The organism is Micromonospora sp. H33 (assembly GCF_052068455.1).
Classification (GTDB): Bacteria; Actinomycetota; Actinomycetes; order Mycobacteriales; family Micromonosporaceae; genus Micromonospora.
This window is the reverse complement of sequence record NZ_JBQHDE010000001.1, coordinates 628427-649319: the sequence shown is the minus strand read 5'-3', so window position 1 is coordinate 649319 and position 20893 is coordinate 628427. Positions and strand designations below refer to the sequence as shown.

Here is a 20893-nt window from a genome sequence, read left to right as displayed (position 1 = left end):
GCATGGAAAATCATTGCCAGGATGAGGATCCGGCTGGCATGGAAAGTAGAGATGGATGGATGTTGATATGACCATGTGACCGGTGGTGGAGTGTGCTCCACCGAGCGGGAGAGATCTCCCGCGCCTCCCCAGGAGGTTGTCCATGGCCTTCCGCAACCCCGCCCTCCGCCGTCGCCTCGCCCTCGTCATCGCCGCCGGGCTCGGCCTGCTCACCCTCGCCGCGCCGCCGGTCTCCGCGGAACCGGCCCCGGATCGCTCCGGAGAACCGGCCGCCGTGCCCTACCGGGTGCTCGGCCCGCGTACGCTGGCCGACCGCACCGCGGTCGCCAGGACCGGTGCCTCGATCGACTACTCGGAGCACGGCGTCCTGCACGTCTCCGCCACCCGCGCCGAGGCCGCCGCCATCACCCGGCTCGGCTTCCGGCTGGAGGCCGTCGCGGCGCTGCCCACCGACCGGGGCACCGCCGACGGGGAGATCGGCACCCTCGACTTCCCGCCCGCCGACTCCAACTACCACAACTACGCCGAGCTGACGGCGGCGGTGAACAAGGTCGTGGCCGACCACCCGTCCATCGCCCGGAAGATCAGCATCGGCAGCTCGTACGAGGGCCGCGACCTGATGGCGGTGAAGATCTCCGACAACGTCGCGACCGACGAGAACGAGCCGGAGATCCTCTTCAACGCCCAGCAGCACGCCCGCGAGCACCTCACCGTGGAGATGGCGGTCTACCTGCTCAACCTGTTCACCGACAACTACGGCACCGACTCCCGGATCACCGGCATCGTCAACAGCCGGGAGCTGTGGATCGTGCCGACGGTCAACCCGGACGGCAGCGAGTACGACGTCGCCACCGGCTCGTACCGCTCCTGGCGGAAGAACCGGCAGCCCAACAGCGGCTCGTCGTACGTCGGCACCGACCTGAACCGCAACTGGTCCTACCAGTGGGGCTGCTGCGGGGGCTCGTCCGGCTCGACGTCGTCCGAGACCTACCGCGGCCCGTCGGCCTTCTCCGCGCCGGAGACGGCCGCGCTTCGCAACTTCGTCAACAGCCGGGTCGTCGGCGGGACGCAGCAGCTCAAGGCCAACATCGACTTCCACACCTACTCCGAGCTGGTGCTGTGGCCGTTCGGCTACACGTACAACAACACCGCCCCGGGGATGAGCGCCGACCAGTACAACACCTTCGCCACCATCGGCCAGCAGATGGCGAACACCAACGGCTACACCCCGCAGCAGTCCAGCGACCTCTACATCACCGACGGCGACAGCATCGACTGGATGTGGGGCCAGCACGGCATCTGGGCCTACACCTTCGAGATGTACCCCGGCTCCGCCGGCGGGGGCGGCTTCTACCCGCCCGACGAGGTGATCTCGCGCGAGACCTCCCGCAACCGCGAGGCGGTGCTGATCCTCGCCGAGTACGCCGACTGCCCGTACCGGGCGATCGGTAAGCAGGGTCAGTACTGCGGCGGCGGTGGTGGCACCACGGTCTGGTCGGACACCTTCGAGACCGCGACCGGTTGGACGATCAACCCGAACGGCACCGACGCCGCGACCCTCGGCGTCTGGGAGCGGGGTGCCGCCCAGGCGACCACCTCCAGCGGCGCCAAGCAGCTCACCCCGTACGCGGGCAGCAACGACCTGGTCACCGGCCGGCTGGCCGGCGTCGGGGCGGGGGACTACGACGTCGACGGCGGCGTCACCAGCGCCCGCTCCCCGGCGGTGCCCCTGCCGTCGAGCGGCACGCTGACGCTGTCGCTGGCCTGGTACCTGGCGCACGGCTCGAACTCGTCCTCCGCGGACTACCTCCGGGTCAGCGTCGTGCACAACGGCGGCACCACCACCCTGCTCAACCAGGCCGGCGCGGCGACCAACCGCAACGGCTCCTGGGCGGTGGCCAGCCTCAACCTGACCCCGTACGCCGGGCAGTCCGTCCGCATTCAGGTGGAGGCGGCGGACGCCTCCGGGGCGAGCCTGGTCGAGGCGGCCGTGGACAACGTCACCATCACCGCCTCCTGAGAACGGGTGGGGCCCCGTCCCGCCCCCGTCGGGGCCCCACCCACCCCACCCACCCTCTCGTCACAGGCCCGCGGCCAGCGGCGAGAGCGGTCCGGAGCGTGCGCTACCGTGCTAGGGCCTGTTCCACCCGTGCTACCCGGCCCGGGCGGACAGGCGCTACGACCATCCCGCAGCGAAGTCGGTGCGAAACCGGCGCTGTCCCGCAACTGTGATGCCCCGAGACCCGGGGACGAGCCAGGTCGCCTGCGGTGGTGGTCGCGACACGCGCTCTCGAGGAAGGGCGCCTCGCGGACGGGCGCTCCGGCTCCCTGTCGGCGAAGCACCACGCTCCTCGACCGACAGGAGGACCCATGCTCAGACGTACCCCCCGGCTCTTCGCCGCGACCCTCGCGGTGGCCGCGCTCGCCCTCGGCGCCTGCGCCGAGAAGACCTCCGACACCCCCGCGGCCGGCGGCAGCCCTTCGGCCGCCGCCAACTACCCGGTGACGGTCGGCTCGCTGACCCTCGAGGAGCGGCCGGAGAAGATCGTCTCGCTGTCGCCGTCGGCCACCGAGATGCTCTTCGCGATCGGCGCCGGCAAGCAGGTGACCGCGGCCGACGACAACTCGAACTACCCGGCCGAGGCGCCGAAGAGCGACCTGTCCGGCTTCCAGCCGAACGCCGAGGCGATCGCCGCCAAGGCCCCCGACCTGGTGGTGCTCTCCAACGACACCAACAAGATCGTCGACCAGCTCACCGCGCTGAAGATCCCGGTCTTCCTCACCCCGGCGGCCACCACGCTGGACGACACCTACCGGCAGATCACCGAGCTGGGCACGCTCACCGGGCACCCGGCCGAGGCCGCCGACGTGGTCAAGCGGATGAAGGACGACATCGCCAAGCTGGTCGCCGACCTGCCGAAGCGCTCCGCGAAGCTGACCTACTTCCACGAGCTGGGCCCCGAGCTGTACACCGCCACCAGCAAGACCTTCATCGGCTCGATCTACAGCCTCGCCGGCCTGGAGAACATCGCCGACCCGGCCGACGCGGACGGGAAGAGCGGCGGCTACCCGCAGCTCTCCCAGGAGGTCATCGTCAAGGCGAACCCCGACTTCGTCTTCCTCGCCGACACCAAGTGCTGCCAGCAGAGTGCGGACACGGTCAAGGCCCGGGCCGGCTGGGCCGGGATCACCGCCGTGAAGAACAACCAGGTCGTCGGTCTCGACGACGACATCGCCTCGCGCTGGGGCCCGCGCGTCGTCGACCTGCTCCGCACGATCATCGACGCGACCGCCAAGGTGCCCGCGTGATGCTCGCTGCCCGATGATCACAGCACCCCTCACCCGGCCGGCCGGGACGCCACCCGCGTCCCGGCCCGCCGGGCTGCGGCCACGCTGGGTCGTCGCCGGCATGGCCGCGGTGCTGGTCGCGCTGGTCGCGGGCGTGTCGCTCGGCCCGGTCAGCCTGCCGCCGGGCAGCGTCGCGGTCGAGCTGCTCAACCTCCTTCCCGGGGTACGCCTCGACAGCGGGCTGACCGAGCGGGAGATCGCGATCGTCACCGAGCTGCGGCTGCCCCGGGCCGTGCTCGGCTTGCTGGTCGGCGGGCTGCTCGCCCTGGCGGGTGGCGCCTACCAGGGCGTGTTCCGCAACCCCCTCGCCGACCCGTACCTGCTCGGCGCGGCCGCCGGAGCCGGTCTCGCGGTCACCGTGGTGATCACCGCCGGGGTGGGGGCCGGCGGCGCGCTGACCGGGCTGCCGGTCACCGTTCCGCTGGCCGCGTTCGTCGGCTCGATCGGCGCGGTCGTGATGACGTACCTGCTCGGCGCCGCCGGCGGCCGGACCCGTTCCCCGGCGGCGCTGATCCTGGCCGGGGTGGCCGTCTCCGCGTTCCTCTCCGCCGGGCAGACGTACCTGCTGCAACGCAACTCGGACAGCATCCAGCAGGTCTACTCGTGGCTGCTGGGGCGGCTCGCCACCGCCGGCTGGCACGACGTGCGGCTGGTCCTGCCGTACTTCCTGCTCACCGCCGTGGTGGTGCTGCTGCACCGCCGCGAGCTGGACGTGCTCTCCGTCGGCGACGACGAGGCGACCAGCCTGGGCCTGCACCCGCAACGGTCCCGTTACCTGCTGATCGTCGCCGCCTCGCTCGGCACCGCCGCCGCGGTCTCCGCGTCCGGGCTGATCGGCTTCGTCGGGATCATCGTCCCGCACACCGTACGGCTGCTCGCCGGCTCCAGCTACCGGGTGATCCTGCCGCTGTCGATGCTCTTCGGCGGGGCGTTCCTGGCGCTGACCGACGTGGTGGCCCGGACGGCCGCCGCCCCGGAGGAGGTCCCCATCGGCGTGGTCACCGCCCTGCTCGGCGGCCCGTTCTTCGTCCTGGTCCTGCGGACCACGCGGCGGATGCTCGGATGACCGGCACACCTCCGGCCGTCGAGGTTCGTGACCTGCACGTCCGGCTGGACGGCGTGCCGATCCTCGGCGGTGTCGACCTGACCGTCGCGGCCGGCGAGTGGGTCACCGTGATCGGCCCGAACGGCGCCGGCAAGTCGACGCTGCTGCGCGCCGTCGGCGGCCTGCTGCCCGCCGCGGGCGCGGTCGCCCTCTTCGGTACGCCGATCCAGGCGCTGCGCCGCCGCGACCGGGCGCGGGTGGTGGCCACCGTGGCGCAGTCCCCGGTGGTGCCGGCCGGCATGTCGGTGCTGGACTACGTGCTGCTCGGACGTACCCCGTACATCCCGCCGCTGGGTCGGGAGTCCGCCGCTGACGTGGCCGCCGCGCACGACGTCCTCGACCGGCTGGACCTGGCCGGGTTCCACGCCCGGGAGCTGGCCACCCTCTCCGGCGGCGAGCGGCAGCGGGTCTTCCTGGCCCGGGCGCTGGCCCAGGGCGCCACCCTGCTGCTGCTGGACGAGCCGACCAGCGCCCTGGACATCGGCCACCAGCAGGAGGTCCTCGAACTGGTCGACCAGCTCCGGCACGGGCACGGCCTGACCGTGCTCGCCACCATGCACGACCTCTCCATCGCCGGCGAGTACGCCGACCGCATGGTGCTCCTCGCCGACGGCCGCGTCGCCGCCACGGGCCCCCCTCGCGAGGTTCTCACTGAAGAACTGCTGTCAGACCACTACCGCGCCACGGTGAAGGTCATCGAGGGCGACCACGGCCCCCTGGTGGTCCCCGTCCGCCGCTGAACCACCTCCGCGATCTTGCACTTTCCGCCCCGGCGAACCGGTGTGAAAGGGGCGTTCCGGGGGCCGGAAGTGCATGATCGCCGCGGGCTCGGGTCAGGTGGGGGCGGTGGCGGGGAGGGTTATCGCGTTGAAGAGGGCTCCCTGCGGGTCGCGGAGGGCGGTGTAGCGGCCGGCCGGGATCTCGCGCGGGGGGACCAGGATCGAGCCGCCCAGGGCGGCGGCGCGGGCGGCGGCCGCGTCGGCGTCGGTCACCCCGAAGTAGACCGACCAGTACGCGGGCGCGTCGGACGGGAAGTCGCCGAGCGGCACGGTCATCCCGGCAACGATCCGGGTGCCGAGCCGCCAGCCGGTGTGGGCGGCCGACCCCGTGGGCGGGCCGTCCGGATGCCAGCCGAACACGAGCTCGTAGAAGACCTTCGCGCCCTCCGGGTCCGGCGTCACCAGCTCGGTCCAGCTCATCGCGCCCGGGACGTCGAAAACCTCCCCGCCCGGCATCGCCAGCGGCTGCCACACGCTGAAGGTCGCGCCCGCCGGGTCGCTGAACACCGCCATCCGGCCCCGGTCGAACACCTCGAAGGGCGGCACCACCACCTGCCCGCCGGCCCGCTCGACGCGCCCGGCCACCAGGTCGGCGTCGTCGGTGGCGACGTACACCGACCAGATGGGCACCTGGTCGGGGATCGCCGGTGGTCCCGCCCCGGCCACGGCCCGGCCGTCCAGGAGGAAGACCGTGTAGCCGCCCGCCTCGGGCTCGGGCGCGATCTGCCCGGTCCAGCCGAACAGCTCCGGGTAGAAGCGCCGCGCGTCGGTGAGGTCCGGGGTGGCCAGGTCGGTCCAGCAGGGCGTACCTGGCGGGACGGTGCTCACGACGACCCCTCTCGGCCCGGGGCGGCCACCGGCGGCACGCCCTGCCGGCATCGTGGCACCGCCGGTGCCCGGTCCGGCGTACGAACGGAGGAAACGTCAACTGAACCGGCGACCCTCACGCCCGCCCCGCCCGCCCCGGCGCGTACGTCGAGGTCGACGCGGCGGCAGGTCGCCTCAGCCCGGTCCGGCTGAGTCGTCGGTCAGGGGTGCGGGCAGCGGCGCGGCGTGCAGCACGGCCAGCCGGGACACCGCCCGGGTGAGCACCACGTAGAGGCGGTGCAGGCCGCGCGGCTCCGCCGCCACGATGGCCGCCGGCTCGACGACGATGACGTGGTCGTACTCGAGGCCCTTGACCACCGTCGCGGGCACCATCGTGACGCGCGCCCCGGCCGGCGGGTCGTCGGCGGTCGCGGTCTCGATCCCCGCGCCGGCCAGCGCCGCTCGCAGCCCGTCGACCGCGGTGTCCGCCGCGATCACGGCCACCGAGCCGTCGTGCGCGAGCGCCGCCCGCACCTCCGCCACCGTCGCCGCCGGCAGGTCCTCGACGGTACGGACGTCCAGCGCGCCGTCGCGACGCAGCGATTCCGCCGGGGGTACGTCCACCGACAGCGACGGCAGCAACCGGTTGGCGAACGCGACCACGGCGGCGGGCACCCGGAAGCCGACGGTCAGCGGCACCACCGCCGCGTCCGGCTTGCCCAGGTGCCGCAGCGTCTCGCGCCAGTCCCGGGCGGCCCACGGCGCGGTGCCCTGGGCGAGGTCGCCGAGCAGGGTGAGCGAGCCGTGCTCGCTGCGCCGCGCGATGGCCCGGCACTGCATCGGGGAGAGGTCCTGCGCCTCGTCCACCACCACGTGCCCGTAGCCGGCCGGCCGCTCGATCAGGCCGGCGGCCTCGTCCACGAGGACCGCGTCGGCGGCGGTCCAGCGCGTCGCCTTCGCCGTGCGGCCCAGCTTCGTGCCGGTTCCGGGCGCGGTCAGCAGGGCCTGCTCCTCGGCGGTGAGCAGGCCGTCGGCGGCCCCGGCCAGCCGCAGCGGGTCGGTGAACAGTTCGTGCAGCAGCCCGTCCGGGGTGAGCGCCGGCCAGACCTCGTCCAGGAAGGCGGTCACCGGCCGGGACTTCGCCATGCGGCGCAGCCAGGCGTCGCTCGGCGACTCGGCCCGCCGGGCCTCCGCCTGCCGTTGCAGCAGGCCCACCACCCGGGCGCGGACCCGCTCCCGGCCGACCGCGTACGGCAGACCTTCCCGGCGGGTCTCCCCGATCACCCGGTGCAGCGGCTCCAGCCCGATCCGCCACCGGAACGAGCCGTCCGAGACCATGATCGGCTCGGTCGGCTCGCCGATGTGCGCGTCCACCGCCCGGCGCAGCACGTCGGCCATCCGCCCGTCGTGCTTGACGGCCGCGACGGCCGGGTCGTCGACCGCGCGGACCGGCACCCGTTCGACCAGGTCCTCCACCGTCGCCTGCTCCACCTCCACCTCACCGAGGGCGGGCAGGACCGCCGCGATGTACGACAGAAAGGCCCGGTTCGGCCCCACGATCAGCACACCGGAGCGCCGCAGCCGCTCCCGGTGCAGGTAGAGCAGGTACGCGGCCCGGTGCAGGCCGACGGCGGTCTTCCCGGTGCCCGGCGCCCCCTGCACGCAGATGGAGTCGGCCAGGTCGGCCCGGACCAGTTCGTCCTGCTCGGGCTGGATGGTGGCGACGATGTCCCGCATCGGCCCGACGCGGGGGCGCTCGATCTCGGCGGTGAGGATCCGGCTGGCCGTGCCCAGCTCCTCGCCCCGGTCGAGGTGCTCGTCCTCGAAGCTGGTCAGCGCCCCGTTGTTGAACCCGAACCGCCTCCGTACCGCCACGCCCTGCGGGTCGCGGGCACTGGCCCGGTAGAACGACCGGGACACCGGGGCCCGCCAGTCCAGCACCAGCGGCTCACCCCGGTCGTCGGTCACGTGGCGCCGCCCGACGTGGTAGCGCCGCCCGGCGTGGTCCAGGTCGGCGTCGCCGAAGTCGAGCCGGCCGAAGAACAGTGGCGTGGTCGGGTCGTCGGCCAGCTCGGCGACCCGGCGGGCCAGGTGCCGGCCGAGCTGCTCGGCCGTGTACGCGTCACCGGCGACGGTGTCGCCGGTGGCGAAGAGCGCCTCGGCGCGCTCGCGCATCCGGCGCAGGGCGGCGCGGGAGGTGTCCAGATGTCCGCGTTCCGCGGCGAGGTCCTGGTCGAGAGCGAGATCGGCTGCGGTCACGCTGATTTCCCCTTGAGGTCATCGCTGATCGCTCGCGTGTCCGGGGCGGATGGCCGGCGCCCGGCGCGGGGACGTCCGATGCGGTGCGAAGCTCACCTCGGCCGTCAAGCGGCCTGCAAGCCTACGCCGACACCAACCACCCCTCCACCGAATTTGCGGGTTGCTGGCCTCACTGCCTTCACGATCACCAACTTGAAGGAACTTCGACCGCCGTCGGCGGGCAGGAGCGAGATCCGCATCCTGTTCGTATTCGATCCATGGCGCTCGGCGGTACTGCTTGTGGCGGGTGACAAGTCCGGGCAGTGGACCCGCTGGTATCGGGAGGCGATACGTCATCGGTAGCCGCGGCGACCGGTGGCGACGCCGCTCGCCGAGGTGATTGGTCCGGCTGGCCCGGGCGGCGGGATCATGTGGGTGCAGGGCGGTTCGATGGCGGGCTACCTGATCGGTGGCGCACTCCTGGCGGTGGTGCCGCCACGTCCGCTGATCGTCGGTCTCGGGCTGGCGGGCCTGCTGGTCGTGGCGTTGTTCGTACCGGTCGTCGCCCGAGCGGTCCGGCGCGACCGGGCCGGCGGGAGCGCCGCGCCGGTTCCCGACGCCGGCGGGAGCACCGCCCGGCGGCCGTTGGCTGCGGTCTTGGCCACTCCCACCCCGCCCGCCGCGCCGGCCCCGGCGGCGGGGGATACGGTCGGGGCATGGTCGAGCACGTCGCGCGCCCCCGGGTCGGGCACATCCAGTTCCTGAACTGCCTGCCGATCTACTGGGGGTTGATGCGGTCCGGCGCCCTGATCGACGTCGACCTGCACAAGGACTCGCCGGACCGGCTGAGCGCCGCCCTGGTCGCCGGTGACCTGGACATCGGCCCGATCACGCTGGTGGAGTACCTGCGGCACGCCGACGAGCTGCTGCTCCTGCCCGACCTCGCGGTGGGCAGCGACGGCCCGGTGCTGTCGGTCAACATCGTCTCCACCCGGCCGCTGGCCGACCTCGACCACGGTCGGGTCGCGCTCGGCTCGACGTCGCGGACCGGCGTGCTGCTGGCGCAGCTGCTGCTGGCCGAGCAGTACGGGGTGGACCCCGAGTACTTCCGCTGCCCGCCGGACCTGACCCAGATGCTGCTGGAGGCGGACGCGGGTGTGCTGATCGGGGACGTGGCGCTGCGCGCCCTCTACGAGGCGCCCCGCCGTGGCCTCACGGTCACCGACCTGGGGCAGGCCTGGCGCGACTGGACCGGGCTGCCGATGGTCTTCGCCGTCTGGGCGGTACGCCGGGACTTCGCCGCGGCCCATCCGGGCCTGGTGAAGGAGGTCCACGAGGCTTTCCTGCGGTCCCGGGACCTCTGCCTTGCCGAGCTGGACCAGGTCGCCGAGGCCGGTGCCCGCTGGGAGCCCTTCGACGCGGCGACTCTGGCCAACTACTTCCGCGCCCTCGACTTCAGCCTGGGTGACCGGCAGGTGGCCGGTCTCCGCGAGTTCGCCCGTCGCGCCGCCGCCAGCGGCGCCGTCCCCGAGCTCCCCGCCCCCGGCCCGGCCTTCTTCACGGGCTGAGGCGCGGCTCCGCTACGGGCGGATCAGGAGGGCCGCAGTGATCTTCTGGCAGTTCTGCATGCCGTACTCGTAGCCCTTCTCGATCGGGTAGCGCAGCATCACGCCCATCGTCCAGGTGTCGCCGATCGCGAGGCAGTTGACGTGGTTCTCCTGCTCGCGGGTGCGGTCGACCCAGCCGTTCTTGATCGCGATGGTCCTGCGCTCGGCCGCCGGGAACGCCTTGCGGATGCCGAAGTCGCCCGCGCCGCGGACCAGCCGCATCTCGTCGAGCAGCCACTCCGTCCACTTGGGGCCGGCGGCGCGGCCGTCGGCGATGCACTGGCCGAGGCGGGCGATGTCGCGGGGCGAGAGGTTGGTCCGGCTCCAGCCGCCGTCGCTGGCGACGCTGCTGTCGGTCAGCTTGCAGGTGGAGAGCAGCCGCTTGATCGAGGCGGAGCCGCCGAGGCTGGTGTAGAACTGCTGCGTTCGCGTGTTGTCGCTATCCCGGATGATCTTCGTGGCGTCGGCGAGCTTCGCGTCGGTCGGCGTCCTGCCGGCGTCGGCCGTGCGACGCAGGAAGTCGGCCACGATCCAGGACTTGATCAGCGACGCGGTGGTGCTGGTCTCGTCCATGTTGTCCGAGCCGATGATCTCGCCGGTGCGCCGGTCCAGCACGCTCCAGGAGTACCAGCCCTCGATGCCGAGGTCGTCGAGGTCCGTCGCCGCGAAGGGGAGTGGCTCCAGGGACGGGCTGGGCGACGGCGAGGGCCGGTCCCGGCGATCGGTCGGCGCACTGGTGGCGCGGTCCGCCGGTGTCGGCTCGCCCCACCGCGCGGCGGCCTGGGACTGCAGCGGCGAGCCGGGAAGCAGGCGCAGCGACACCACCACGAGCCCGATCAGGATGGCCGCGATCAGGATGATCCGGCCGGCCGGTGTGCCGCCGCGCTTCGTGCGGCGCCGGCGGGCCATCAGAGCTTCCCGGCCGGCTGCTGCGGCACCTTGAGAGCGGCGCCGGGCTGCGGGGTGACGAGTTGGGCGGTGACGCTCGCGCAGACCTGCGCACCGTAGTCGAGCCCGCTCTTCTGCGGGTAGCGCAGCATGACGGCGAGGCTCCACCGGTCCGTCAGGGCGAGGCAGTTGACGTGCCAGTTGCCGTCGTAGTTGAGCGCCGTCCACCCGTTCTTCATGCTGACCGGCCCCTGGCTGGTGATCGACTCGGGCAGGCCGTCGATGATGCCCCACCGGCCACCGCCGGAGCGGGTCTTCTGGTCCTTGGCGGCGGTGGTGCCGCGCACCTTGCTCATCTCGTCGAGCAGGTAACTGGTCCACTTCGGCCCGGCGGCCTTGCCGTCGCCGATGCAGTCACCGAGTCGGACGGCGTCGCGGGGCGACATCCGGGTGAAGCTCCACCAGCCGACGTAACCCGGCACGGTGCCCGGCCCGGTGTCGGTGAGCCCGCACGTGCTGACCATTCGCTTGATGGTGGCCGACTTCCCGATCGCCGCGTAGAGCGCGTTCGCCGCGTCGTCGTTGCTGTCCCGGATGGCGGTGGTGATGTGCTTCTTCATCGCCGCCGGGAGAGGCTTGTCGCCGAGCCGCTTGAGGTAGTCCGCGGCGAACCACGCCTTGATCATCGACTCGGTCGAGTTGGTGGCGGTCATGTTCTTCGCGCCGGAGATCTTGCCGGTCTCGCGGTCCATCAGGGCCCAGGAGAAGAACTCACCCTTGAAGGCCACGGACACCGGCGCGGCCGCCAGGGTCGGCGGTGGCGGCGTGGTGGGGGCGGGCGCCGCGACGCTCCCGGCACCGCCGCCCGCGCCGCCGCCGTCGCCGTCGGAGAGCCGGGCGTACGCGGCGGGGACGAGCAGGGCGCCACCGAGGAGGACTGCCACGACGGCGAGCACCAGTGTCACGCGGGATCGCATGAGTGGGTGAGCTCCAGATGTCAGGGCCGGGGGGCCGGCTGCGTTGTCCGGACGGATCGGGTCGCCGAGGCCGGGGGTGCGGCCTCCCGTGTTGATCGTCGGGAACCGATCGCTGTGCCGGGGGAAGTCTACGTCCGGATCCACGACCCGCCGAGATCTGACACCTGGCAACTTGCCATGAAGGCGGGATATCCGGACGGTATGCGTCTTGTGGGGGGATTCATCTTTTTGCCGTGACTCAACTCACGTCTCGCGGCGTTACGAATCGTATCCGCTGGGTAGGGCGAGACCTCTCGGAACCCTGTTACACCCCCTAGAGTTTTCAGTGGCAAGCTGTAACACTTGAGGCATGTATGGCAATGACTTCCCCGCCGACGACGCCCCCGGCGGCGGTCTCCTCGACGAGGTCGAGGCGGCTGAGGCGGCGCTGCGGGAGGCCGCCGAGCGGGGGCGGCGCGGCGTCACCACCGGCGAGGACCTGGCGGCCTACTTCGCCGAGGTCATCGACGTCGACCAGAAGATCGAGCCGCGGGACTGGATGCCGGAGGCGTACCGGAAGACCCTGATCCGGCAGATCGCCCAGCACGCCCACTCCGAGATCATCGGAATGCAGCCCGAGGGCAACTGGATCAGCCGGGCGCCCTCGCTCAAGCGCAAGGCGATCCTGCTCGCGAAGGTGCAGGACGAGGCCGGGCACGGCCTCTACCTCTACGCCGCCGCGGAGACCCTGGGCGTCAGCCGGGACGAGCTGGTCGACCTGCTGCTGAGCGGCCGGCAGAAGTACAGCTCGATCTTCAACTACCCGACCCTCACCTGGGCCGACGTGGGCGCGATCGGGTGGCTGGTGGACGGCGCGGCGATCGTCAACCAGGTGCCGCTGTGCCGCTGCTCGTACGGGCCGTACGCGCGGGCGATGATCCGCGTCTGCAAGGAGGAGTCGTTCCACCAGCGGCAGGGGTACGAGATCCTGCACACCCTCGCCCACGGCACCCCTTCCCAGAAGGCGATGGCCCAGGACGCGGTGGACCGGTGGTGGTACCCGTCCCTCGCCATGTTCGGCCCGCCGGACTCCGACTCCACCCACTCGGCGCAGTCGATGGCCTGGAAGATCAAGCGCTTCTCGAACGACGAGCTGCGCCAGCGATTCGTCGGCATGTGCGTGCAGCAGGCCGAGGTGCTCGGCCTGACCATCCCCGACCCGGACCTGCGCTGGAACGACGAGCGGCAGGCGTACGACTACACGCAGCCCGACTACGACGAGCTGATGCGCGTGATCAAGGGCGAGGGCCCGTGCAACCGGCAGCGGATGGAGCACCGACGCCGGGCCCACGCCGAGGGCGCCTGGGTCCGCGAGGCCGCCGCGGCGTACGCGGCCAAGCACAAGGAGAAGGTGGCCGCGTGACCACGGAACACACCCCGTTGTGGGAGGTCTTCGTCCGGGCCCGGCGCGGGCTGTCGCACACCCACGTCGGCAGCCTGCACGCGCCCGACGCGGAGCTGGCCCTGCGCAACGCCCGGGACCTCTACACCCGTCGCCAGGAGGGGGTGTCGATCTGGGTGGTGCCGGCGAGCGCCATCACCGCGTCCAGCCCCGACGAGAAGGACGCCTTCTTCGACCCGGCGGCCGACAAGGTCTACCGCCACCCCACCTTCTACGAGGTACCGGACGGGGTGGCGCACCTGTGAGCGAGCGCAGCGAGCGAACCATTCGGCTCAGCAGCGGGGCGCGTCGCGCCGCCGCCGAGCGGAGCGAGGTGGCGGCGTGAGCGAGCGCAGCGAGCGAACCATTCGGCTCAGCAGCGGGGCGCGTCGCGCCGCCGCCGAGCGGAGCGAGGTGGCGGCGTGAGCGAGCGCAGCGAGCGAACCATTCGGCTCAGCAGCGGGGCGCGTCGCGCCGCCGCCGAGCGGAGCGAGGTGGCGGCGTGAGCGGTCCGTTCGACTTCACCCTCCGCCTCGGCGACGACGCGCTGATCGCGGCGCAGCGGCTCGCCGAGTGGTCCACCCGCGCGCCGGAGATGGAGGAGGACATCGCGCTCGCCAACATCGCCCTCGACCAGCTCGGCGCCGCCCGCCTGCTGCTGACGTACGCGGGCGAGCTGGAGGGCGCCGGGCGGGACGAGGACGCGCTGGCGTACCTGCGCGACGACCGCGAGTTCCGCAACTGCCTCCTCGTCGAGCTGCCCAACGGCGACTTCGCGGTGACCATGGCGAAGCTGCTCTTCCTGTCGGCGTACCAGCTGCCGCTCTACACGGCGCTGACCGGGTGCGCCGACGAGCGGCTGGCCGCGATCGGGGCGAAGGCCCGTAAGGAGTCGGCGTACCACCTCGACCACGCCTCGCTGTGGGTGCGCCGGCTCGGCGACGGCACCGAGGAGTCCCACCGGCGGATGCAGGCGGCGGTCCACGAGGTCTGGCCGTACACGCACGAGCTGTTCACCCCGGACCCGGCCGCGCCGGTCGACCCGGCCACCCTGCGGGCCGACTTCGACGCGACCGTGACGGCGGTGATCGACGAGGCGACGCTGACGCTCCCGGAGAACACCTGGGCGCCGGCCGGCGGCCGGGACGGCGTGCACACCGAGCACCTGTCGTACCTGCTCGCCGAGATGCAGGTGCTGCACCGCGCCCACCCGGGAGCCAGCTGGTGATGAGTCCGAGGGAAGCCGTGGCGGCGGTGGTGGACCCGGAGATCCGGGTCGTCACCATCGACGAGCTGGGCATCCTGCGGTCGGTCGACGAGGACCCGGCCACCGGCCGGGTGGTCGTCACCATCACCCCCACCTACACCGGCTGCCCGGCGATGGACGTCATCCGCGCCGACATCCGCCGGGCCCTGGCCGCCGCCGGGCACCCCGACGTGGAGGTCCGCACGGTCTACGCCCCGGCGTGGAGCACCGACTGGATCTCGGCGGATGGGCGGGCCAAGCTCGCCGCCGCCGGCATCGCCCCGCCCGGCCCGGCCCGGCGCGAGGGCGCGGTGCCGCTGAGCCTCGCCGTCCGCTGCCCGCGCTGCGGGTCACCGGAGACCGAGCAGGTCAGCCGCTTCGGCTCCACCGCGTGCAAGGCGCTCTGGCGCTGCCGGTCCTGCTCCGAACCCTTCGACCACCTGAAGGCACTGTGACTGTCACCATCACCCGGCCGGTCCGCCGCCGGCCGGTCTTCCACCCGCTCCCCGTGGCCGCCGTCGACCGGCTCACCGCCGACTCGGTCGCGGTCACCTTCGCCGTGCCGGAGGAGCTGCGCGAGACCTTCGCGTTCGCCGCCGGCCAGCACCTCACCGTCCGTCGCACCGCCGACGGGGAGGACGTGCGGCGGTCGTACTCGATCTGCTCCACCCCGGACGAGCTGGCCCGGCACGGCCGGCTGCGGATCGGCGTCCGGGAGATCCCGGGCGGCGCCTTCTCCGCGTACGCCTGCGGCGCCCTGCGCGGCGGCGACACCGTGGAGGTGCTGCCGCCGCTCGGCCACTTCACCACGGCGTTCGTGCCGGACCGGGTGCGCCACTACGGCGCGGTGGTCGCCGGGTCCGGCATCACCCCGGTGCTCTCGCTTGTCGCGACGGCCCTGGCTGTCGAGCCGGGCAGCACCTTCACCCTCGTGTACGGCAACCGCACGGCGAACACGGTGATGTTCGCCGAGGAGCTGGCGGACCTGAAGGACCGGTACCCCGCGCGGCTGCACCTGGTGCACGTGCTCTCCCGCGAACAGGGCGAGTCACCGCTGCTGTCCGGGCGGATCGACGCGGACCGGCTGGGCCGGCTGCTCGACACCATCGTGCCGGGCGACACGATCGACGAGTGGTTCCTCTGCGGGCCGTACGGGATGGTGGTCGACGCCCGCGAGGTGCTCACCGCGCGGGGCGTGCCGGCGTCGGCGGTGCGCACGGAGCTGTTCCACGTCGACGCGCCGCCGGAGCCGGTGCGGCGCCCGGGTGACGAGCCCGGCGCCGGCGCCGAGGTGACGATCGTGCTGGACGGCCGTTCCTCGACCTTCACGATGGGTCGCGACGAGCGGGTGCTGGACGCGGCGCTGAAGGTACGCGGCGAGCTGCCGTACGCGTGCAAGGGCGGCGTCTGCTCGACCTGCAAGGCGAAGGTCGTCGACGGCGAGGTCACGATGGCCCGCAACTACGCCCTGGAGCCCGACGAGGTCTCGGCGGGCTACGTCCTGACCTGCCAGTCCAGCCCCACCACGGATCGCCTGACGGTCGACTACGACGCGTGACTCGTAGAACGTTTCGTTCTACACTCGGCTCGTGGAGCAGATCGCCATCCGGGAGTTGAACCAGCACACGAGCAGGGTGCTGGCGCGGGTGCGTGCCGGCGAGACGGTCGAGGTGACCGATCGGGGCGAGCCGATCGCCCGCCTCGTGCCCGTCGCGGGCGGCGACGCCCTGCTCGGGCGATTGGTGGCGGAGGGGCGAGCGACGGCCCCTACCGCCTCCGGGCCGCTGCCCCTGCCTCCGGTGCTGGGAGATCCCACCGTCGACGTCGCGGCCGTTTTGGCCGCATCGCGTGAAGAGGAGCGCTGGTGATCTACCTGGACTCGGCGGCGGTCATCAAGCTCCTTCGCCGGGAACAGGAGACCGAGGAACTCGTCGCCTGGCTCAACGATCGCACCACGACGTCACTGGTGTCGTCCGCTCTGGTGGAGGTGGAGGTGCCGCGGGCCCTCCGCCGGGGCGCGCCGCAGGCACTGGTCGGCGTCCCCACTGTCCTGTCGCGGCTGTACCGGGTGGAGGTCGACGCCACCGTCCGAGCGGCTGCCGGCGCGTACCCCGAACCCCTGCTGCGCAGCCTTGACGCGATTCATCTCGCCACGGCGGAGATCCTGGCCCGGCAGGCCGGCACGGAGTTCGCCGCCTTCGTCACCTACGACCGCCGGCTGCTGGACGCGGCCAAGGGTGTCGGGCTGCCGGTGGCGAGTCCCGGCATGAACTGAAGCCGGTCTGGGGTGCGCGTCACCTCGGGTGGAGCGGCGTGCCGGCATTCCGCCGGGGGACGTAGGCTCGGGGGCGTGACGGTGAGCCGGGAGATCGACGACATCCTGCAGCGCGGCGCCGACGGCGGGCGGATCACGCCCGAGGAGGCGCTGCTGCTCTACACCGACGCGCCCTTCCACGCGCTCGGCGAGGCGGCGGACGCGGTACGCCGGCGGCGGTACCCGGACAACATCGTCACGTACCTGATCGACCGCAACATCAACTACACGAACGTGTGCGTCACGGCGTGCAAGTTCTGCGCCTTCTACCGGGCGCCGAAGCACAAGGAGGGGTGGACGCACCCCACCGAGGAGATCCTGCGCCGCTGCGGCGAGGCGGTCGAGCTGGGCGCCACCCAGGTCATGCTCCAGGGCGGGCACCACCCGGACTACGGCGTCGAGTACTACGAGGAGCTGTTCTCCTCGGTGAAGCAGGCGTACCCGCAGCTCGCCATCCACTCGATCGGCCCCAGCGAGATCCTGCACATGGCGAAGGTCTCCGGCGTCAGCCTGGACGAGGCCATCGCCCGGATCAAGGCCGCCGGGCTGGACTCGATCGCCGGTGCCGGCGCGGAGATGCTGCCCGAGCGGCCCCGCAAGGCGATCGCCCCGCTGAAGGAGTCCGGCGAGCGCTGGCTCGAGGTCATGGAGCTGGCACACCGGCAGGGCGTCGAGTCGACCGCGACGATGATGATGGGCACCGGCGAGACCGCCGCCGAGCGGATCGAGCACCTGCGGATGATCCGCGAGGTGCAGGACCGGACGCGTGGCTTCCGGGCGTTCATCCCGTGGACGTACCAGCCGGAGAACAACCACCTGAAGGGCCGCACGCAGGCGACCGCCCTGGAGTACCTGCGGCTGGTCGCGGTGGCGCGGCTCTTCTTCGAGACCGTGCCGCACCTCCAAGCGTCCTGGCTCACCACCGGCAAGGACGTCGGGCAGCTCGCCCTGCACATGGGCGTGGACGACCTCGGCTCGATCATGCTGGAGGAGAACGTCATCTCCTCCGCCGGCGCGCGGCACCGTTCCAACCTGCACGAGCTGATCGGCATGATCCGCTCCGCCGACCGGATCCCCGCCCAGCGGGACACCCTCTACAACCGCCTCGCCGTGCACTGGACGCCGGCCGACGACCCGACCGACGAGCGCGTGGTCTCGCACTTCTCCTCGATCGCCCTGCCGGGTGGCGGCGCGGGCAACGCCCTGCCGCTGGTCGACGCCCGCTGAGCGGTCGATCGGGGTCGGTCGACGGGACGAGCCGCGTCTCCTTCGAACGGGTCCTTTGTCGATGCCGTCGCCGCGTACCGCGGTCGGATCTGCCTACATAAGGGGCATCTCGGGTCGATACGGGCACCGGGTGGCGCGGTCGGGGGCTGGCGACGGAGATCGCCGGCCGCTAACGTGCGGGCGGGTCGCCGCGCGGATCGGCGAAAGCCCTGACGGCCCAGGTCAGGAATGGTGTGATGGCCTGGCCGCACGGATCGGCGGGCGCGGCCCGGAGACCGCGGAGTGTCCTCCATCGACCCGCGAGGGTCGTTCACATAACGCACGGCAGTGGGGGCGGGATGGGTGACCATCCCGCCCCCACTGTCCGTGCCGGACGGCCCGGTTCCTGGCCCACCGCAACGCCCGTCGTGACCTCTGCGGGGGCGGGGTGGCAGAGTGGAGGGGTGAGCCGTACCCCCCAGGGCCAGCGCGCCAGCCTGGACAAGCAGCCGCACGAGGTCGCCGCGATGTTCGACGGTGTGGCCGCCCGCTACGACCTGACCAACACCGTCCTCTCCTTCGGGCAGGACCGGTCCTGGCGGCGCGCGACCCGGGCCGCGCTCGACCTGCGGCCGGGCGAGCGGGTGCTCGACGTGGGCGCCGGCACCGGCGTCTCGACCGAGGAACTGGCCCACTCGGGGGCGTACGCGGTCGGCGCCGACCTCTCCCTCGGCATGCTGCACGCCGGCAAGCGCACCCGCCCGGGTGTGCCGCTGCTGGCCGGTGACGCGCTGCGGCTGCCCTTCGCCGACGCCAGCTTCGACGCGGTGACCATCTCCTTCGCGCTGCGCAACGTCAACGACACCGACGCGGCGCTGCGCGAGCTGGCCCGGGTCACGAAGCCGGGTGGCCGGCTGGTGGTCTGCGAGTTCAGCACGCCGGTGAACCCCGCCTTCCGGACGGTCTACCTGTCGTACCTCATGCGGTCGCTGCCGGTGGTGGCACGTGCGGTCTCCAGCAACCCCGACGCGTACGTCTACCTCGCGGAGTCGATCCGGGCCTGGCCGGATCAGGCGGCGCTGGCGGCGCGGATGGGGGCGGCCGGCTGGGGCCGGGTGGCCTGGCGCAACCTGACCGGCGGCGTCGTGGCGCTGCACCGCGCGGTCCGGAACTGAGCGACAAACCAGTTTTTCGTGAATATTCGGATATAGTCCATTTTGCCCCGTACGCTCTCCCCCATGACGGGACCCGACCGGGCGGACGCCACCACCACCGACGACGACGCCGCCGAACTCATCGCCCAGCTCAAGGAACTGGCCGGGGCGGATCCCGGTGACGTGCGTCAGGTGGTGGCCGAGGTGCTGGCCGCGCTGGACCGGGCGGCCGGCGGCGCGCTGCGGGAGCACCTGCCCGCCACGATCCGCGCCGAGGCCGGCCTCGACACCGCTCCGGCCCCGCGCTGAGCGGCCTGTTTCCGGCAAGTTAGGTACCCCTCACCAGGCGCCGGTGTAACTCCGGTCATAGACTCCACACCGTCTGGCTTGTGAAGCATTTCACGAGCACGCGGGAGGAGGCGCGGATGACCACGGTGGAGAACGACGCCGAGGTGATCGTCGTGGGCGCCGGTCCCGGTGGGTCGGCGACCGCGTACCACCTGGCTCGGCACGGCGTACGGGTGCTGCTGCTGGAGAAGACCGAGTTCCCTCGGGAGAAGGTCTGCGGTGACGGGCTGACCCCGCGCGCGGTGCGCCAGCTGATCCGCATGGGTGTGGACACCTCGACCGAGGCCGGCTGGCTGCGCAACCGGGGCCTGCGGGTGATCGGCGGCGGCGTCCGGCTCGAACTGGACTGGCCCGACCTGGCCAGCTTCCCCAACTACGGCCTGGTGCGCACCCGGCTGGACTTCGACGAACTGCTCGCCCAGCGGGCCGTCGCCGCCGGCGCGAAGCTGCGCACCAGCGTGAACGTCATCGGCCCGGTGCTCGACGGCGACGGCCGGGTGGTCGGTGTCGAAGCGGAGGTCGGCCCCGAGAAGGAGCCCGCCACGTTCCGCGCGCCGCTGGTGGTCGCGGCGGACGGCGTCTCCGGCCGCCTCCCGCTCGCCCTCGGGCTGGCCAAGCGGGAGGACCGGCCGATCGGCGTGGCCGTCCGCCGCTACTACCGCTGCGAGGCGAAGCACGACGACGACTACCTCGAGTCCTGGCTCGAGCTGCGCAGCAAGGGCAGCGACGCCCTGCTGCCCGGCTACGGCTGGATCTTCGGGCTGGGCGACGGCCGGGTCAACGTCGGCCTCGGCGTCCTCAACTCGTCGTCGGCCTTCGGGAAGACGAACTACCGCCGGCTGCTCACCGACTGGCTCGCCAACACCCCCGAGGAGTGGGGGATGACCGACGAGACGAACGCCGAGGGGCCGATCCTCGGCGCGGCGCTGCCGATGGGCTTCAACCGGGTGCCGCACTACACCCGGGGAGTGCTGCTCGTCGGCGACTCCGGCGGCATGGTCAACCCGTTCAACGGCGAGGGCATCGCGTACGCGATGGAGTCGGGTGAGCTGGCCGCGGAGATCGCGGTGCAGGCCCTCGCCCGCCCGGCCGGCGCGGAGCGCGAGCGGGCGCTGATGGCGTACCCGACGGAGCTGAAGGCGCGGTTCGGCGGCTACTACCGGCTCGGCGGTGTCTTCGTGAAGCTGATCGGCCGCCCGGAGGTCATGCGGGCCGCCACGAAGTACGGCATGCCGCACCCGACGCTGATGCGCTTCGTGCTCAAGCTGCTGGCCAACCTGACCGACCCCCGGGGCGGGGACGCGATGGACCGGGTCATCAACGCGATGTCGAAGGCCGCACCGGCCGTGTAGCGGGTGCCCGGGGCCGGTGACGTCCCCGGGCGGACAAAGATCGACCCCCCGCCGGAACGCCCGGCGAGGGACGTGAATAGTGTGATTTTCCTCAAGCACCGAGG

Annotated in this window: 21 protein-coding genes, 1 pseudogene and 1 riboswitch; of the genes and pseudogenes, 18 read left to right on the top strand and 4 right to left on the bottom strand. The window is 72.5% G+C overall.

The genetic code is table 11. From position 1 onward, the window contains the following. Positions 1 to 142 precede the first annotated feature (142 nt). From ACTMS0_RS03055 to ACTMS0_RS03040, 4 genes are all read left to right on the top strand, one after another. Positions 143 to 2020: a M14 family metallopeptidase gene (locus ACTMS0_RS03055; RefSeq protein ID WP_441153528.1), complete on the top strand. Its 1878-nt coding sequence runs from the start codon at positions 143 to 145 to the stop codon at positions 2018 to 2020. 177 nt (positions 2021 to 2197) lie between these two features. Then, positions 2198 to 2259, top strand: a riboswitch (cobalamin riboswitch). A gap of 111 nt (positions 2260 to 2370) precedes the next feature. Beyond that, complete coding sequence (locus tag ACTMS0_RS03050; RefSeq protein WP_441153527.1) at positions 2371 to 3309, top strand: ABC transporter substrate-binding protein; 939 nt, start codon at positions 2371 to 2373, stop codon at positions 3307 to 3309. A gap of 13 nt (positions 3310 to 3322) precedes the next feature. After that, a complete protein-coding gene (locus ACTMS0_RS03045; protein WP_441153526.1) occupies positions 3323 to 4414 on the top strand; it encodes a FecCD family ABC transporter permease in 1092 nt (363 codons plus the stop codon). Beyond that, positions 4411 to 5193, top strand: a complete 783-nt coding sequence (locus ACTMS0_RS03040) for an ABC transporter ATP-binding protein (RefSeq protein ID WP_441153525.1) — start codon at positions 4411 to 4413, stop codon at positions 5191 to 5193. Before ACTMS0_RS03045 ends, ACTMS0_RS03040 begins: the two co-directional genes overlap by 4 nt. A 93-nt stretch (positions 5194 to 5286) precedes the next feature. Here ACTMS0_RS03040 and ACTMS0_RS03035 read toward each other — a convergent pair whose 3' ends face one another. Both ACTMS0_RS03035 and ACTMS0_RS03030 read right to left on the bottom strand, forming a co-directional pair. Beyond that, positions 5287 to 6060 carry a VOC family protein gene (locus ACTMS0_RS03035; RefSeq protein WP_441153524.1) on the bottom strand — a complete coding sequence of 258 codons (774 nt, stop codon included), beginning with the start codon at positions 6058 to 6060 and terminating at the stop codon, positions 5287 to 5289. A 174-nt stretch (positions 6061 to 6234) separates the two neighbouring features. Continuing rightward, complete coding sequence (locus ACTMS0_RS03030; RefSeq protein WP_441153523.1) at positions 6235 to 8298, bottom strand: HelD family protein; 2064 nt, start codon at positions 8296 to 8298, stop codon at positions 6235 to 6237. A gap of 168 nt (positions 8299 to 8466) precedes the next feature. Between ACTMS0_RS03030 and ACTMS0_RS03025 the strand changes: the two are divergent. From ACTMS0_RS03025 to ACTMS0_RS03015, 3 genes and pseudogenes are all read left to right on the top strand, one after another. After that, a pseudogene (locus ACTMS0_RS03025) lies at positions 8467 to 8640 on the top strand (type II toxin-antitoxin system RelE/ParE family toxin); the annotation flags it as partial. Positions 8641 to 8652: 12 nt separating this feature from the next. Continuing rightward, a complete protein-coding gene (locus tag ACTMS0_RS03020) occupies positions 8653 to 9042 on the top strand; it encodes a hypothetical protein (RefSeq protein WP_441153522.1) in 390 nt (129 codons plus the stop codon). Further along, on the top strand, positions 8994 to 9845 hold the full coding sequence (locus ACTMS0_RS03015; RefSeq protein WP_441153521.1) for a menaquinone biosynthetic enzyme MqnA/MqnD family protein: 852 nt from the start codon (positions 8994 to 8996) through the stop codon (positions 9843 to 9845). Before ACTMS0_RS03020 ends, ACTMS0_RS03015 begins: the two co-directional genes overlap by 49 nt. A gap of 12 nt (positions 9846 to 9857) precedes the next feature. Here ACTMS0_RS03015 and ACTMS0_RS03010 read toward each other — a convergent pair whose 3' ends face one another. Together ACTMS0_RS03010 and ACTMS0_RS03005 are read right to left on the bottom strand one after the other, a co-directional pair. Further along, on the bottom strand, positions 9858 to 10793 hold the full coding sequence (locus ACTMS0_RS03010) for a hypothetical protein (protein WP_441153520.1): 936 nt from the start codon (positions 10791 to 10793) through the stop codon (positions 9858 to 9860). Continuing rightward, positions 10793 to 11749 (bottom strand): hypothetical protein, encoded by a 957-nt coding sequence (locus ACTMS0_RS03005; protein ID WP_441153519.1) that lies wholly within the window; start codon positions 11747 to 11749, stop codon positions 10793 to 10795. The genes ACTMS0_RS03010 and ACTMS0_RS03005 overlap by 1 nt, the downstream gene beginning before the upstream one ends. Positions 11750 to 12098: 349 nt before the next feature. Between ACTMS0_RS03005 and paaA the strand changes: the two genes are divergently transcribed. The 11 genes from paaA (at position 12099) to ACTMS0_RS02950 (ending at position 20789) form a co-directional block, all read left to right on the top strand. After that, positions 12099 to 13151 (top strand): 1,2-phenylacetyl-CoA epoxidase subunit PaaA, encoded by a 1053-nt coding sequence (paaA, locus tag ACTMS0_RS03000; protein ID WP_441153518.1) that lies wholly within the window; start codon positions 12099 to 12101, stop codon positions 13149 to 13151. Next, entirely contained in the window at positions 13148 to 13435 is a 288-nt protein-coding gene (gene paaB / locus ACTMS0_RS02995) for a 1,2-phenylacetyl-CoA epoxidase subunit PaaB (protein ID WP_441153517.1), read from the top strand. Before paaA ends, paaB begins: the two co-directional genes overlap by 4 nt. A gap of 236 nt (positions 13436 to 13671) precedes the next feature. Continuing rightward, positions 13672 to 14397, top strand: coding sequence for a 1,2-phenylacetyl-CoA epoxidase subunit PaaC (paaC, locus tag ACTMS0_RS02990; RefSeq protein WP_441153516.1), 726 nt, complete (start codon positions 13672 to 13674; stop codon positions 14395 to 14397). Further along, the gene (gene paaD / locus ACTMS0_RS02985; protein ID WP_441153515.1) at positions 14397 to 14870 is read left to right on the top strand and encodes a 1,2-phenylacetyl-CoA epoxidase subunit PaaD; all 474 of its coding nucleotides are present in this window, start codon (positions 14397 to 14399) and stop codon (positions 14868 to 14870) included. Before paaC ends, paaD begins: the two co-directional genes overlap by 1 nt. Then, a complete protein-coding gene (gene paaE / locus ACTMS0_RS02980; protein WP_441153514.1) occupies positions 14867 to 15973 on the top strand; it encodes a 1,2-phenylacetyl-CoA epoxidase subunit PaaE in 1107 nt (368 codons plus the stop codon). Before paaD ends, paaE begins: the two co-directional genes overlap by 4 nt. 31 nt (positions 15974 to 16004) lie before the next feature. Next, positions 16005 to 16283, top strand: coding sequence for a type II toxin-antitoxin system Phd/YefM family antitoxin (locus tag ACTMS0_RS02975; RefSeq protein WP_441153513.1), 279 nt, complete (start codon positions 16005 to 16007; stop codon positions 16281 to 16283). Further along, positions 16280 to 16690, top strand: a complete 411-nt coding sequence (locus ACTMS0_RS02970; RefSeq protein ID WP_441153512.1) for a type II toxin-antitoxin system VapC family toxin — start codon at positions 16280 to 16282, stop codon at positions 16688 to 16690. Before ACTMS0_RS02975 ends, ACTMS0_RS02970 begins: the two co-directional genes overlap by 4 nt. A gap of 75 nt (positions 16691 to 16765) precedes the next feature. Further along, the gene (gene mqnC / locus ACTMS0_RS02965) at positions 16766 to 17956 is read left to right on the top strand and encodes a cyclic dehypoxanthinyl futalosine synthase (RefSeq protein WP_441153511.1); all 1191 of its coding nucleotides are present in this window, start codon (positions 16766 to 16768) and stop codon (positions 17954 to 17956) included. 443 nt (positions 17957 to 18399) lie between these two features. Then, on the top strand, positions 18400 to 19110 hold the full coding sequence (locus ACTMS0_RS02960) for a demethylmenaquinone methyltransferase (protein WP_441153510.1): 711 nt from the start codon (positions 18400 to 18402) through the stop codon (positions 19108 to 19110). 63 nt (positions 19111 to 19173) lie between these two features. After that, positions 19174 to 19398: a hypothetical protein gene (locus tag ACTMS0_RS02955; protein WP_441153509.1), complete on the top strand. Its 225-nt coding sequence runs from the start codon at positions 19174 to 19176 to the stop codon at positions 19396 to 19398. A gap of 116 nt (positions 19399 to 19514) precedes the next feature. Next, positions 19515 to 20789: a geranylgeranyl reductase family protein gene (locus tag ACTMS0_RS02950; RefSeq protein WP_441153508.1), complete on the top strand. Its 1275-nt coding sequence runs from the start codon at positions 19515 to 19517 to the stop codon at positions 20787 to 20789. The last annotated feature ends 104 nt before the right edge of the window (positions 20790 to 20893 follow it).

Coding starts and splice junctions, on each gene's coding strand:
- ACTMS0_RS03055 (WP_441153528.1), top strand. CDS start 143: ATGGCCTTCCGCAACCCCGCCCTCCGCCGTCGCCTCGCCCTCGTCATC.
- ACTMS0_RS03050 (WP_441153527.1), top strand. CDS start 2,371: ATGCTCAGACGTACCCCCCGGCTCTTCGCCGCGACCCTCGCGGTGGCC.
- ACTMS0_RS03045 (WP_441153526.1), top strand. CDS start 3,323: ATGATCACAGCACCCCTCACCCGGCCGGCCGGGACGCCACCCGCGTCC.
- ACTMS0_RS03040 (WP_441153525.1), top strand. CDS start 4,411: ATGACCGGCACACCTCCGGCCGTCGAGGTTCGTGACCTGCACGTCCGG.
- ACTMS0_RS03015 (WP_441153521.1), top strand. CDS start 8,994: ATGGTCGAGCACGTCGCGCGCCCCCGGGTCGGGCACATCCAGTTCCTG.
- ACTMS0_RS03010 (WP_441153520.1), bottom strand. CDS start 10,793: ATGGCCCGCCGGCGCCGCACGAAGCGCGGCGGCACACCGGCCGGCCGG.
- ACTMS0_RS03005 (WP_441153519.1), bottom strand. CDS start 11,749: ATGCGATCCCGCGTGACACTGGTGCTCGCCGTCGTGGCAGTCCTCCTC.
- paaA (WP_441153518.1), top strand. CDS start 12,099: ATGTATGGCAATGACTTCCCCGCCGACGACGCCCCCGGCGGCGGTCTC.
- paaD (WP_441153515.1), top strand. CDS start 14,397: ATGAGTCCGAGGGAAGCCGTGGCGGCGGTGGTGGACCCGGAGATCCGG.
- ACTMS0_RS02955 (WP_441153509.1), top strand. CDS start 19,174: ATGACGGGACCCGACCGGGCGGACGCCACCACCACCGACGACGACGCC.
- ACTMS0_RS02950 (WP_441153508.1), top strand. CDS start 19,515: ATGACCACGGTGGAGAACGACGCCGAGGTGATCGTCGTGGGCGCCGGT.